We start from the raw sequence: 14,276 nt of genomic DNA on the forward strand, positions 1-14,276 counted from the left end.
TAATGTATAAAGCATTTATACACCCTAATTTTTCAATTCATGGTAGGGCAATTTCTTTTGATGATTTAACAGAGGTTAGTTATAGTCTAATAAAGGAAGGAGAGGGCTATGAAAAACAAATTGGGGCATTTCTTTTGGATTGGATTGATGACTCCGAGATAATATTGGTAAAAACCTCTGGTTCTACAGGAAAGCCAAAGGCTATTGCACTTCAGAAAGAATATATGGTAAATAGCGCTTTGGCAACAGGTAGCTATTTTAACCTGAAGCCTAACTCCACAGCTTTACTCTGTTTGCCCGCTTCATACATTGCAGGTAAAATGATGTTGGTCAGGGCTATGGTTTTGGGCTTGAATATTCATTTTTTGCCTCCAAGTTCATACCCATTGGAAGGTGTTACGGATTCTTTTGATTTTGGGGCTATGGTTCCTTTGCAGGTGGGTAACTCTTTATCTAAACTACATCAAGTACATAAATTAATAATTGGTGGTGCACCCATTTCCAATTCAATAAGAGAAGAATTAAAGGGTGTTGATAATAGCAGTTATGAAACCTATGGTATGACGGAAACCATTACTCATATCGCTATAAAACCATTGAATCATAAAGAAGTTAAAGATGCTCCTTTTACGGTTTTACCAAATGTAGAACTTACCATAGATGATAGAGGTTGTTTGATAATTAACGCACCAAAAATTACAGACGAAACCGTGGTGACCAATGATATGGTAGAGTTACTTTCAAAAACTCAATTTAAATGGTTGGGTAGGTTAGATAATGTTATTAATTCTGGAGGAGTAAAGTTGCATCCAGAAGAAATTGAAAAAGTATTATCAAACTATATAGATAGTCCTTTTTTTGTTGCCGGTGTTGCAGATGATGAATTAGGGCAAAAAGTGGTTTTAGTGGTTGAAGATGCAGAAGTAAATGACATTCAGAAAATTATTGAGGGTATAGGGGAATTCAAAAAATTCGAGAAACCTAAATCGATTTTGATTATAAAACAGTTTCAGCGTACTGAAAGTGGAAAAATTCGCCGACAGGAAACATTAAACTTACTGAAAATATAAGTTACCTAGTTTAAAGTCGTACTTCACTCATTTTTCATTTTTATGGCACTTCTTTCTTAATAGGTTTATTGCTCAAACTTTAAACCAATTATTATGAAAAATGTAATTTTCTTATTCTTCCTACTCAACAGTGTTTTACTGTTATCGCAACAAATTAAAATTAGTGGTACCGTTTCAGATAATAAAGGCAACCCTTTACCTGGAGCTAATGTAATCGAAAAAGGTACGACCAATAGTACGCAAACAGATTTTGAGGGGCACTATTCGTTAATAGTTTCAAAGGGAGCAAAACTAGTATTTTCTTATATAGGATGTAAAAACTTCATTGTTAGGGTAAAAGATGAAACGGTTATAGATGTGTCACTTGAGGAAGACTTTCAAGCCCTTGAAGAGGTTGTAGTGGTTGGTTATGGTATTCAAAAGCGTAGTCATGTTACGGGTTCTGTATCTATGATTAACATTCAAAGACCTAAAAATAGTATTAGTAGAGCGTTGCAAGGAAAAGTTAGTGGTGTTCAAATTAGAGGTATTGGTACAGTAGAAAGTAAAAAGGAAGGGGTTAAAGTTAAAACTCCTTTGTATATAGTTGACGGTGTACCTATTCAAAAAGAATATAATGCAATTATTCAAAGCCTAAAAAATGAAGACATTAATAGCCGAAAAGAACTTAATGCTGCTGAAGCAAAGAGTTTGTATGGAAAAGACGCTAGGTATGGGTGTATTGTAATACGTACTGTACATGGAAATTACAATATTGAGAACGATGAAAATTACGCCAAAATCACAGAAAATCAGTTTCAAAATGTTACTATAAATCCATTGTCTACTTTTTCTATAGATGTGGATAAAGCAGCTTATAGCAATATTAGAAGATTTATTAATAAAGGACAGGATGTTCCTGTAAGTGCCGTAAAGATTGAGGAAATGGTTAATTATTTTGATTATGATTATGCACAACCGAAAAACGAGCATCCATTTTCTGTGCATACCGAAGTTGCCAAAACTCCTTGGAATGTAGATACCAAATTGGTGCGTATTGGTTTACAAGGAAAGGAGTATTTAAATGAAGATTTACCAGCATCTAACCTTACTTTTCTTATTGATGTTTCTGGGTCTATGTCGGCAGACAATAAATTACCACTGCTAAAATCAGCATTTAAATTATTGGTGAATCAATTAAGAGACAAGGATAGAATTTCTATTGTCGTTTATGCTGGTGCGGCTGGTGTAGTATTAGAGCCAACATCGGGTAGTGATAAAACAAAAATTATAAATGCCTTAAATAACTTGGAAGCTGGAGGGTCAACAGCAGGAGGTCAGGGTATTGAATTAGCATATCAATTAGCAGAAAAGCATTTTAAGAAAAATGGAAATAATAGAGTGATACTGGCAACTGATGGCGATTTTAATATTGGTTTGTCCAGTGATTATGACATGGAAAATTTAATTGTGAAAAAGAGAGAGTCTGGTGTTTTTCTTTCCGTTTTGGGTTTTGGTATAGGTAATTACAAAGATTCTAAATTGGAAACATTGGCAGATAAAGGAAATGGAAATCATGCTTACATCGATACCATGCAAGAAGCTCAGAAAGTATTTGGTAAGGAATTTGGCGGTACGCTGTTTACTATTGCAAAAGATGTGAAACTTCAAGTAGAGTTTAATCCTAATAAAGTTAAATCGTATCGATTACTAGGATATGAAAATAGATTATTAGCTGATGAAGATTTTATTGACGATACTAAGGATGCAGGTGAATTGGGAAGCGGGCATAAAGTAACTGCTTTATATGAAATAGTTGAAGCTGGGGTAAAAACTATATATGATAAAGATATACCTAAATTAAAATATGCTAGCAATACTAATGAGAATACGTTTTTAGATGAGTTGTTTACAGTGAGAATTAGATACAAAAAACCTGATGGTAAAAAGAGCTTAGAATTGGTTCATGTTCAGAATGTAGATTCTCAAGAAATGTCTGAAGATTTTCAGTTTTCTGCGGCCGTTGCATTATTTGGTCAACAATTGCGAAAGTCTAAATTTACTAATAAAACAACCTATAAGGATGTAATTGTATTGGCGGAGAAGGGAAGGGGAAAAGATGTAAATGGATATAGAGCAGAGTTTATTAGGTTGGTTAAAAGTGCTAATGATAAATTGGTAGCGAACGGCTATTAATTATACTTAAATAATAAAACAAATTGATATTCAAGGGATAGTTTATTTCTAACAAGTGAAATTTTGTATTTTCAAGGCTTATACCAAACAACACTTATGAAAAAACTATTCCTTTTTACATTTCTAATTTTTATTAGTAAAAGTAACGCCCAACAAATCCTCAATGAAAAAGAAAGAGCCATTGTTATAGATGAAATTCTAGACGACCGTTTTAACAACTTACTTCCAAAACTTATGGATGCTGCTGACTTAGACATGTGGGTGGTAATTTCAAGGGAATACAATGAGGATCCGGTTATTAAGACCATGCTGCCTGCTACGTGGTTAAATGCCCGTAGAAGAACTATTCTTTTGTTTTATAGAGATAAAGCAAAGAACACTATTGAAAAATTAGCCGTTGCTCGTTATAATGTTGGTAAGAATATTGTTTCCGCTTGGGATAAGGAAAAGGAGCCTAATCAATGGAAGAGGTTAATGCAGTTGATATCAGAAAGAAATCCAAAAAAAATCGGACTTAATTATTCTACAGACCATAATATTGCCGATGGTTTGGTAAAGACGGATTATGAGGAATTCATGGCAAATCTGCCTAAAAAGTATACTTCAAAAGTAACATCTGCAGAGCAACTAGCCGTACGCTGGATCGAAACTAGAACGGAGCGTGAAATGGTTATATATGATCAATTGGTAGATATTACACATGATATCATAGCCGAAGCATTCTCAGAGAAAGTAATAACTCCGGGAATTACCACGACTTCTGAGGTTGAATGGTGGATGCGCCAAAAAGTGACAGATTTAGGTTTAGAAACCTGGTTTCACCCAACCATAGATGTACAGCGAAGTAAAGAGGAATTGGTAAGTCACCTGTACTCTTTCTCTGGTAGACCAGAAGATACAGTGATATTACCAGGGGACTTGGTCCACTGCGATTTCGGTATTACGTATTTGCGTTTAAATACTGATTGTCAAGAATTAGCGTATGTACTAAAGCCAGAAGAAACTGCTGCCCCAGAATTTTTAGTAAACGGACTAAAGGAAGGGAATAAATTGCAAGACTTTCTAACCAGTAATATGATTAAAGGAAGATCTGGAAATGAAATTCTTAAAAAATCGCTGGACGAGGCTAAAGCTGTAGGATTAAGACCTTCTATTTACACGCACCCGTTAGGTACTTATGGTCATTCTGCCGGAACAACTATTGGAATGTGGGATGCTCAAGGTGGTGTCATGCGTGACGATGGAGAAAATTATGGTCTTAATCCTAATACTGTTTATGCTATTGAATTAAACACGACCATCAACATACCGGAATGGAATAGAGATATCAGAATCATGCTTGAAGAAGCCGGTTTCTATGGTGAAGATGGATTTAGATATGTAAATGGAAGACAGACGGAATTATTGTTGATACCACGAGTGAAAGATCATCAGGGCAATTAATCTTAATTTGTAAGATAAAATATTGTTGATGTATTAAAAATCTAATTTTCTATTTGTTAGTGTTAGGTTTAAAAGCTTGTTATTCATATATTTAAGAGTAGCCTGACGGTTGTTGAATAACTCGCTTAATGAAATGGATGACTAAACTTCATATAAAGTATTGTCTTTTATTGTTTTTGTGTACGCTAAGTATAGGACTTTTTGGGCAACATCAATTTAAAGGAACAGTATTAGATGCTGATACGAAAGAGACGCTTCCTTTTGTAAATATTGGAATTGTAAATAAAGGTGTAGGTACCGTAAGTAATTTTGATGGTAAATTTTATCTAGAGATTAATAAGGCTGATTTTTCTAATACAGATGTGCTACAATTTTCTTCTGTAGGTCATAAAACCATTCGGCTTAAAATTTCAGAGGTAAACTTTAATAATTTGTTGTTTCAAAAAGTTGTCATGCAGCCTGAAGCAATGCAACTCAACGAGGCGATGGTAACCGCTAAATATCTGAAAGGTAAAAAAGATGATGTTGTAGGCTTTTCCTATCCTAGTAAAAATAAGTTTGGGTATTGGAAAGGCGATGGTTCTTTGGGTGCTGAATTGGTGACAAGGATAAGTGTGGATAAAAAGAAGCACTTCTTAAAAAATTTTCACTTTTATCTAAACGAAAATTATTCTGATAGTGTATTGGTGCGCATTAATGTATATAAAGGCGGCACCATTTATCCTGAAGATAAATTATTGAAAAAGAACGTTACCAAAATGATAGGCAAATCTCCTGGAATGGTAACCGTAGATTTAAAGCCGTACAACCTTATTGTAGATGAAGATTTTAGTATTGGTCTAGAATTATTGGAAGTATATGGTAAGCGTGTAGGTTTGGTTTTGGCCGCGGATTATAGACCAAGTACATCATACAGAAGATATGTGAGCCAAGGACAATGGAAAACATTCAGGGGAGATGCAATGACTTTTTATGTAAATACTTCTACTTTGAGTGAGGATGACATTTCTCAAATATCAGAATACGCTAGACATAAAACCCTTCAAAATTCGTTCAACACTCCCCAAATAAATATCAACCCTGTCCAAACTCATAGATCAATTACGGGTTTTGTTTTTAATAATGGTAAGCCTGTTGAAAATGCTACTGTTCAAATAGCGGAGTCATTAAAGCATACACAAACAGACGCCTATGGTAGGTATACCATTATGGCACAAATAGGTGATGTCATTAGTTTTGATTATTTGGGTTTCGAAAAAGTGGAACGTACCGTATTGGAGACCATACATAATATCAACGTCACCATGAATGTGATGGTTGAAGCACTAGAAGGTGTTACCGTTACTGAAAGAGCGCGTTTAAAGAAAACCGAGGCAGAAATGTTCTCTGAATATTTAACGAATGAAGAATTTGCTAAGAGTGCTTATGGAACTCTTGATAAAAAAACAATTGGTCATGCAATAACTATTGTAGATGGTAAGAGTTTGAACTTATCGGCGCCAAATATTCTAGCAGCTTTAGATGGTAAAATAGCTGGAGTTCGCATTGGTAATGTAACCAATGGAAATACTTGTTTTGGATGTTCTTTTACCAAAGTTGCTGTGTTTATAAGAGGAGGTAAAGGGTCAATTAATAATATTAGACCTGCAATATTCGAAATTGACGGAGTAATTTATGAAGATGTTCCGTATTTTTTAGATTTAAATGTTATTGAGCGCATAGCGGTAATGCCTGGTCTTGCTGGCGTTGGAAGATATGGGCAGGTTGCCGCGGGCGGTGTAATTGCAATAAGTACAAAACATGCTAATTATGCTACTAAGAATAATAGAGCTAGTGACCTAGCAAAAATTCGAAATAATATTTATGAATTTGATGCTATTGATAAACAACAAGCTAATAAAAATTTGCCAAGCTATCTTAAAGCTTTTTTAGCTTGTAATACATTTGAAACTGCTAAAAGAGTATATGAAGAAAATGAGAAAATTTATAGTAGTTCTGCTTCGTTTTTTCTAGACGCCTATATTTATTTTACTGCCAACTGGGAGCAAGAAAAATTCAATAGTGATATAATCGCTAACCATCAATCTCTATTTGTTGATAACATCAATGAAATGAAAGCTTTGGCATATGCTTATCAGCGAGAAGGTAAATTTGAAAAAGCAAACGAACTATATACCAGCGTTTTTGTAAAGAGACCAAATTATGCGCAATCATATAGAGACATGGCAAATAGTTATATTGAAGTAAATGAAGTGCAGAAAGCAGCCAATCTATATAGTAGGTATACCAAATTATTGAACGAATCTTTTCTTGTGGCAGATACTATAGGATTACATCCTATTATTACGACTGAGTTCAATCACTTTTTACAGCATAAAACCGATTATACCATAAGTTCAGAAGATTTAAAAGAAATGGCGGCTATGCGCGAGGGTACAGATACCCGTCTTCTTTTTGAATGGAACGATGATAAGGCTGAGTTTGACCTTCAATTCGTAAATCCTGAAAATCGCTATTTTGTGTCTAGTACATCGCTAATCAATCAGAATGAATATTTTGGGAAGCAAGAAAATTCATCAAGTAAAGAGTTCTTTCTTGAAAGCGATATTCAAGGAGAATGGATTATAAATATAAATTATAAGGGGAATAAAAGCGGTTTGCCCACTTATTTAAAAGTGACTGCTTTCTCTGGCTACGGTACAGATAACGAAGAAAGTACTATTAGGATTTATAGGTTGTCTTTAAAAAATGTGAATCAAAATCTATTTTACTTACCAACTTTAGGAGCAGATAATTTAAATTAAAGTTTATTAAAGATGTAATGTTTTGAAGGACAAGTGATTAAAATTTGTTTTAATTTTTAATAATTCAATAATATTGTTAAATTCAAACATAATTAGTAATTATATTCCTACATATTTTAGTTTGGTTTAATTTTTGATATAAAATTATGGTATAACCATATAAAACTTTATTCTATGAAAAATGTTTTACTCCTTTTAGTATTAATATCTTTTGCTTGCAATGTGCAAGCACAAAGCAAAACAATTAAAGGTAAGGTTACCCAAATGGATGCTCCTTTGGCAAATGTTCAGATTTCTATAATAGATTCTGATATTTCTACTACAACAGACGCCAATGGATTATATCAAATATCTGCGGAACCTAGGGATGTAGTTAAATATACATATCCCGGTTTAAGTGATGTTCAGATAATGGTTGAAGATGTTACACGAATCTTAAATATTGAAATGACTCAGAAAATTGAGCAATTAGATGAGGTTACCGTGCGTAATAGTAATAGAAAATCACAGAGCGAATTAGAAGAGGAGTATAAGTATAAACCAAATTTAATTAAAACAGCATTTGGTATTTTGGATAGTGAGACCGCCCCTGGGAAAATCAGGTTTTTGCAAGAGGACGAAATCAATGATGTAGGGATTTGTATTCTAGATGTTGTGCGTAATAAGTTTGCTAGCGTAAGGGTTTTTGGTGATTGTCAGCGTGGAGGGGGAATATATATTAGAGGTTTCAATTCGATAAGTCAGGCATCTCCAGCAGTTTATGATGTTGATGGTCAGATTTTAACTAATGCTCCTACATGGATTGCACCAGCTTCAATTGCTAGATTGGCTGTTTTAAATAATTTGGCAATGACTACTAGATACGGGTCAATAGGTGCTGGTGGTGTCATAGTAATTAACACAAAAACATTATTATATGCTGGTAATATTGATGGAAAGCCTTATGATCAAGCTAAGCTTAGAAATAATAAATATGATAATTCAGCATTAAGTACAGTTAATTTTAAAGAAGATAAGCCTTCGTACATGAATGAACTTTTAAATGCGAAAACCGAAGAAGATGCAAAGGTTATTTACGAAAATCAAATAAAAAAATACAGTAGTTCATTCTACTATGTACTTGATGCCTATGATTATTTTTCTAACAGATGGAAAAATAAAGAATTTGCAAATAAGATAATCGAAGAGAATGACAATATTTTAAATGGTAACCCTATCGCATTAAAATCGTTGGCATATATCTATCAAGCGGAAGGAAAGTTTAAAGAGGCAAACAAACTTTATGAAGATGTGTATACACTTAGAGCAGATTATGCACAATCGTATTTAGACTTGGCAAATAGTTATAGAGAATTAGGTTTAAATCAAAAAGCTGCCGCTATGTACTTGCGTTATGATTACTTGTTAGCAGAAGAGCTATTGGAAAAAGAAGAGCCAGTGAAAGTTTTTATGGATCGTGATTTAAATAATTTGATTTCTCTAAAAGGGGCTGATTTAGTTTCAACAAATAAGGTAAAAGAAATTAAACTTGATGATGATTTTAAAGGAACACGTTTGGTGTTTGAATGGAGCGATAGTGAGGCTGAATTTGTGTTACAATTTGTAAACCCAGAAAAGCGATACTATAATAGTGAGCATTCTTTAGCTGCAGATGCTGAACGTATTCAAATTGGAAAGCGCTCAGGATTCTCCAGTGAAGAATATTTAATAGATGATACGCTTCGTGGTAATTGGTTGGTTAACGCTACTTATTTAGGTAACAAAAGTTTGACGCCTACATATTTGAAAGCTACTATATATTATAACTATGGTAGTGCATCGCAACGAAAAGAAACCAAGGTTTTTAAACTGGGTCTACGTAATGTAAATCAGCAATTGTTTTCAGTATCAAATGCGGTAAGTATCGTTTCTAATTAAGTCCGTTATTTTTCAAAACATAAAAGAGAAAAAGACATAGTTATTATAAGAAGCCCACAATACAGTATAAATGTATTGTGGTTTTTGAATGTAAATAGTTTTATACGTTGATACTAACAATTTTTCAGGAAATTACACCTGCAACACTCCCATATTAAAAGGCTTTTCAATAGGTGCATGATCAGCCGCTTCTATACCCATTGAAATCCATTTACGCGTGTCCTTTGGGTCAATGATAGCATCTGTCCATAATCTAGAGGCTGCATAGTATGGAGAAACTTGATTGTCATATCTTTTCTTGATATTATCGTATAGTTCCGTTTCTTTTTCCTCAGTGATGGTTTCACCTTTCTTTTTCAATGAAGCCTTCTCAATTTGTAAAAGAACTTTTGCGGCAGAGTTTCCGCTCATTACGGCTAATTCTGCGCTTGGCCAAGCAACAATTAACCTAGGGTCATAAGCTTTACCGCACATGGCATAGTTTCCGGCTCCGTAGCTGTTGCCTATTACGATAGTGAATTTTGGAACCACCGAGTTACTTACAGCATTTACCATTTTGGCGCCATCTTTAATAATACCACCATGCTCGCTTTTACTACCGACCATAAATCCGGTAACATCCTGTAAAAACACCAGCGGAATTTTCTTTTGATTGCAATTGGCTATAAATCGTGTTGCTTTATCTGCAGAATCGGAATAAATGACTCCGCCAAACTGCATTTCTCCCTTTTTGGTCTTTACAACTTTTCTTTGGTTGGCAACAATACCAACCGCCCATCCATCTATTCGTGCATATCCGGTAAGTATGGTTTGTCCGTATCCGGCTTTGTATTCTTCAAATTCCGAGTCGTCCACCAATCGCTTAATAATTTCCATCATGTCATACTGTTCCGCTCTTGAGCTAGGTAGTATACCATAGATATCATCAGGATTTTCTTTTGGTTTTATACTTTTCTTTCGATTGTATCCCGCTTTTGGAAAATCACCGATCTTATCCATAATATTCTTTATGGTGTCCAAAGCAGCTGCATCATCCTTCGCTTTATAATCGGTTACCCCACTAATCTCGCAATGAGTGGTCGCTCCGCCCAAAGTTTCATTATCTATGCTTTCACCTATAGCAGCTTTTACCAAATAGCTTCCTGCCAAGAAAATACTGGCGGTCTTATCTACTATTAAGGCTTCATCGCTCATAATAGGTAAGTAAGCGCCACCGGCAACACAACTGCCCATAACCGCAGAAATTTGGGTTATGCCCATACTGCTCATAACCGCATTGTTTCTAAAAATACGCCCAAAGTGTTCTTTATCCGGGAAAATCTCATCTTGCAATGGTAAATACACGCCGGCACTGTCTACTAAGTAAATAATAGGTAGTCTGTTTTCAATAGCAATTTCCTGTGCTCTTAAATTCTTTTTGGCGGTAATAGGAAACCATGCGCCAGCCTTTACCGTTGCATCATTGGCAACTACTATACATTGCTTTCCTTTTACATATCCAATTTTTATGACAACACCGCCAGAAGGGCAGCCACCATGTTCTTTATACATGCCTTCGCCAACAAAGGCTCCAACTTCAATCTGTTCGGTTTTTGGATCAAATAGATAATCAATACGTTCTCTGGCGGTCATTTTACCTTGATCGTGCTGCTTGGCAATTTTTGCTTTTCCTCCACCTAAATAAACCTCGTTCAGCTTTCGTCTAAGGTCAGATAATAACAACTTATTCCTATCTTCGTTTTGATTGAATTTTAAATCCATTCTGTATATTTATTTTCTTCGCATAAAGATAAGAAGTTAATTTTGGTGTACATGCAACAAAAATAAAAAGTATGATAAAGTGGGGTATTGTAGGGGCAGGTAATATAGCACATAGTTTTTCTAAAGATTTAGCCTTGGTAGATGGCGGTCAATTGGTTTCGGTAGCATCTAGAAGCTTAGAGAAGGCACGGACATTTGCCAAAGAGTATGGAGCTCCCTATGCTTTTGGTAGTTATGAAGAGTTATTTCATAGTAATACGGTAGATATTATTTATTTGGCAACACCGCATACTTCCCATGCAGATTTGAGCATTGCCGCCATGAAAGCCGGTAACGCCGTACTTTGTGAAAAACCATTGGGTGTCAATGCTTCGGAAGTTCAGGCAATGGTAGCTGCTGCTAAAGAGAATAATGTTTTTCTTATGGAAGCATTATGGTCACGTTTTAATCCGACCATTAAAAAAGTAAAGGAACTTGTAGATAATGGGACTATAGGGGATATAGGTTATTTACATTCAGATTTTGCGTTTTATGCTCTGGATAGGGATGAAAACGGTAGGCTATTAAATCCTGATCTTGCAGGAGGTTCTCTATTAGATATAGGGATCTATCCTATATTTTTAGCTTATTTACTGTTGGGGATGCCAAAGGATATTAAGGCAACCGCCAATTTTTATAAAACTGGGGTAGAGGTGCAATGTAGTATGATTCTTAATTATGATAACGCACAAGCCATTTTGTATAGCGGACTCAACTCTAACTCTGAAAAGAAATCTGAAATAGCAGGAAGTAAAGGAACAATTTTTATTCATCCAAGATGGCATGAAACTACTGGATTTACGTTGGAAAAAGATGGGGAAGTAGTAAGTAATGAACTGGGTAAGAGGGGTAAAGGCTATGTTCATGAGATAGAAGAAGTGCATAATTGTTTAAATTCTGGTAAGAAAGAAAGTGCACTTTGGAGTCATCAAAACAGTTTGGATCTTATAACAATTATGGATACGGTTCGTGAAAAAACAGGAATTGTGTTTCCGTTTGAATAATAGCAGGGGTAATAGTGGATAAATGTCTTAAAATTTACGATATTTGATGTTCGCTTAAATTTTAATTGATTCAAAAATGAACAAGAATACTGTGCTCACTTGGGCTACTTTTATTATGATCTTCGTAGGGCTTGCGCTAATTGCATTAGGAGCCTTTCGATACGATGATGTCGCTGGTTGGGGTTTTGCATCTGTGGGTATAGGGTTTTTTGCCATTGCTTGGGTGTTCAATGCCCTTAAAGGTAGAGTATAATCAATGTTTTTAACTAGTAGGGATTTCTTCTACTGGATGATAATTTTTTCACTAAACACTATAATTTTATGTCAGACGATAAGAAGGTAATCTTCTCCATGTCAGGAGTTACGAAAACCTATAAGAATGCTAACACCCCAGTTTTAAAGAACATATACTTAAGTTTTTTCTACGGTGCCAAAATCGGTATTTTAGGTCTAAACGGTTCTGGTAAATCTACTTTATTAAAAATAATAGCAGGTGTAGATAAAAATTTTCAAGGTGATGTGGTTTTTTCTCCAGGATATAAAGTTGGTTACTTGGAACAAGAGCCAGAATTGGATGAAAATAAAACCGTTTTGGAAATTGTTAAAGAGGGAGTTGCCGAAACGGTTGCCATTCTTGATGAATACAATAAGATAAACGATATGTTCGGTCTGCCAGAAGTGTATGAAGATGCGGACAAAATGCAGAAGTTGATGGATCAGCAGGCTGTATTGCAAGATAAGATAGATGCAGCCAATGCTTGGGAACTAGATACCAAATTGGAAATTGCTATGGATGCTTTGCGTACCCCAGATCCTGAAAAGAAAATTTCTGTGCTTTCGGGTGGTGAGAGAAGAAGGGTGGCCTTATGTAGGTTGTTGCTTCAAGAGCCGGAAATCTTATTATTAGATGAGCCTACCAACCACTTAGATGCAGAATCTGTACATTGGTTAGAGCACCACCTGGCATCTTATAAGGGAACGGTAATTGCCGTAACGCACGATAGATATTTCTTGGATAATGTTGCTGGTTGGATTCTTGAATTGGATAGAGGTGAAGGAATACCTTGGAAAGGGAACTACTCTTCTTGGTTAGATCAAAAGTCTAAACGAATGGCACAAGAAAGTAAAACAGCTTCTAAAAGACAGAAAACATTGGAGCGAGAGCTGGAATGGGTACGTCAAGGAGCAAAGGGTAGACAGACCAAACAGAAAGCACGTCTTAAGAACTACGATAAGTTGATGAGTCAAGATCAAAAACAACTTGATGAAAAACTGGAAATTTATATTCCTAACGGACCTCGTTTGGGTACCAATGTTATTGAAGCTAAAGGGGTAAGTAAGGCATACGATGATAAGTTGCTTTATGAAGACCTTAATTTTAAATTACCACAAGCGGGTATTGTTGGTATTATTGGACCAAACGGTGCTGGTAAGACCACTATTTTTAGAATGATCATGGGTGAGGAGACACCGGATAAAGGTGAATTTGAAACTGGTGAAACCGCTAAAGTAGCCTATGTAGATCAGAGTCATTCCAATATAGATCCAGATAAAACTATTTGGCAAAACTTCAGTGATGAGCAGGAGTTGGTGATGATGGGTGGTAAGCAGGTCAATTCTAGGGCTTACTTAAGTAGATTCAACTTCTCGGGTAGTGAACAGAATAAAAAAGTGAGTATGTTGTCCGGTGGTGAGCGTAACCGTTTACATTTGGCAATGACCTTGAAAGAGGAAGGTAACGTGCTTTTATTGGATGAGCCTACCAATGACTTGGATGTAAATACATTACGTGCTTTAGAAGAAGGTTTGGAAAATTTTGCAGGTTGTGCCGTAGTCATCTCGCATGATAGATGGTTCTTAGATCGTATCTGTACACACATATTGGCATTTGAAGGCGATTCTCAAGTGTATTTCTTTGAAGGTTCGTTCTCGGATTATGAAGAAAACAAGAAGAAAAGGTTAGGCGGAGATCTTATGCCGAAACGAATTAAGTATAAAAAACTAATCAGATAAAATTTTGGTTATAAAGAAAAAGCCCGCAATTGCGGGCTTTTTAATTTTAT

General features: G+C 35.3%; 9 protein-coding genes. 8 read left to right on the forward strand and 1 reads right to left on the reverse strand.

What is annotated here, in order from left to right; genetic code table 11:
- Positions 1-2 precede the first annotated feature (2 nt).
- The 5 genes from B2Z27_RS01655 to B2Z27_RS01675 all read left to right on the forward strand — a co-directional run bounded on the left by B2Z27_RS01655 (position 3) and on the right by B2Z27_RS01675 (position 9,409).
- Positions 3-1,070, forward strand: a complete 1,068-nt coding sequence (locus tag B2Z27_RS01655) for an AMP-binding protein (protein WP_286812314.1) — start codon at positions 3-5, stop codon at positions 1,068-1,070.
- Positions 1,071-1,163: 93 nt separating this feature from the next.
- Complete coding sequence (locus B2Z27_RS01660) at positions 1,164-3,245, forward strand: vWA domain-containing protein (RefSeq protein WP_286812315.1); 2,082 nt, start codon at positions 1,164-1,166, stop codon at positions 3,243-3,245.
- 96 nt (positions 3,246-3,341) lie between these two features.
- Complete coding sequence (locus tag B2Z27_RS01665) at positions 3,342-4,688, forward strand: M24 family metallopeptidase (RefSeq protein ID WP_286812316.1); 1,347 nt, start codon at positions 3,342-3,344, stop codon at positions 4,686-4,688.
- 137 nt (positions 4,689-4,825) lie between these two features.
- Positions 4,826-7,492 carry a carboxypeptidase-like regulatory domain-containing protein gene (locus tag B2Z27_RS01670; RefSeq protein WP_286812318.1) on the forward strand — a complete coding sequence of 889 codons (2,667 nt, stop codon included), beginning with the start codon at positions 4,826-4,828 and terminating at the stop codon, positions 7,490-7,492.
- Positions 7,493-7,666: 174 nt separating this feature from the next.
- A complete protein-coding gene (locus tag B2Z27_RS01675) occupies positions 7,667-9,409 on the forward strand; it encodes a carboxypeptidase-like regulatory domain-containing protein (protein WP_286812319.1) in 1,743 nt (580 codons plus the stop codon).
- Positions 9,410-9,541: 132 nt separating this feature from the next.
- Here the strand turns inward: B2Z27_RS01675 and B2Z27_RS01680 are convergent, their stop codons facing one another.
- Positions 9,542-11,170 carry an acyl-CoA carboxylase subunit beta gene (locus B2Z27_RS01680; RefSeq protein ID WP_286812320.1) on the reverse strand — a complete coding sequence of 543 codons (1,629 nt, stop codon included), beginning with the start codon at positions 11,168-11,170 and terminating at the stop codon, positions 9,542-9,544.
- A gap of 71 nt (positions 11,171-11,241) precedes the next feature.
- Here B2Z27_RS01680 and B2Z27_RS01685 point away from each other — a divergent pair, with 71 nt between their 5' ends.
- The 3 genes from B2Z27_RS01685 (at position 11,242) to ettA (ending at position 14,226) form a co-directional block, all read left to right on the forward strand.
- The gene (locus tag B2Z27_RS01685) at positions 11,242-12,213 is read left to right on the forward strand and encodes a Gfo/Idh/MocA family oxidoreductase (RefSeq protein WP_339633196.1); all 972 of its coding nucleotides are present in this window, start codon (positions 11,242-11,244) and stop codon (positions 12,211-12,213) included.
- Positions 12,214-12,289: 76 nt separating this feature from the next.
- Positions 12,290-12,466, forward strand: coding sequence for a CAL67264 family membrane protein (locus tag B2Z27_RS01690; RefSeq protein WP_091605214.1), 177 nt, complete (start codon positions 12,290-12,292; stop codon positions 12,464-12,466).
- A 68-nt stretch (positions 12,467-12,534) separates the two neighbouring features.
- Positions 12,535-14,226: an energy-dependent translational throttle protein EttA gene (ettA, locus tag B2Z27_RS01695; RefSeq protein ID WP_091605210.1), complete on the forward strand. Its 1,692-nt coding sequence runs from the start codon at positions 12,535-12,537 to the stop codon at positions 14,224-14,226.
- The last annotated feature ends 50 nt before the right edge of the window (positions 14,227-14,276 follow it).

It is taken from the genome of Maribacter sp. UBA3344, from assembly GCF_002362375.1.
Taxonomy (GTDB): Bacteria; Bacteroidota; Bacteroidia; order Flavobacteriales; family Flavobacteriaceae; genus Maribacter; species Maribacter dokdonensis.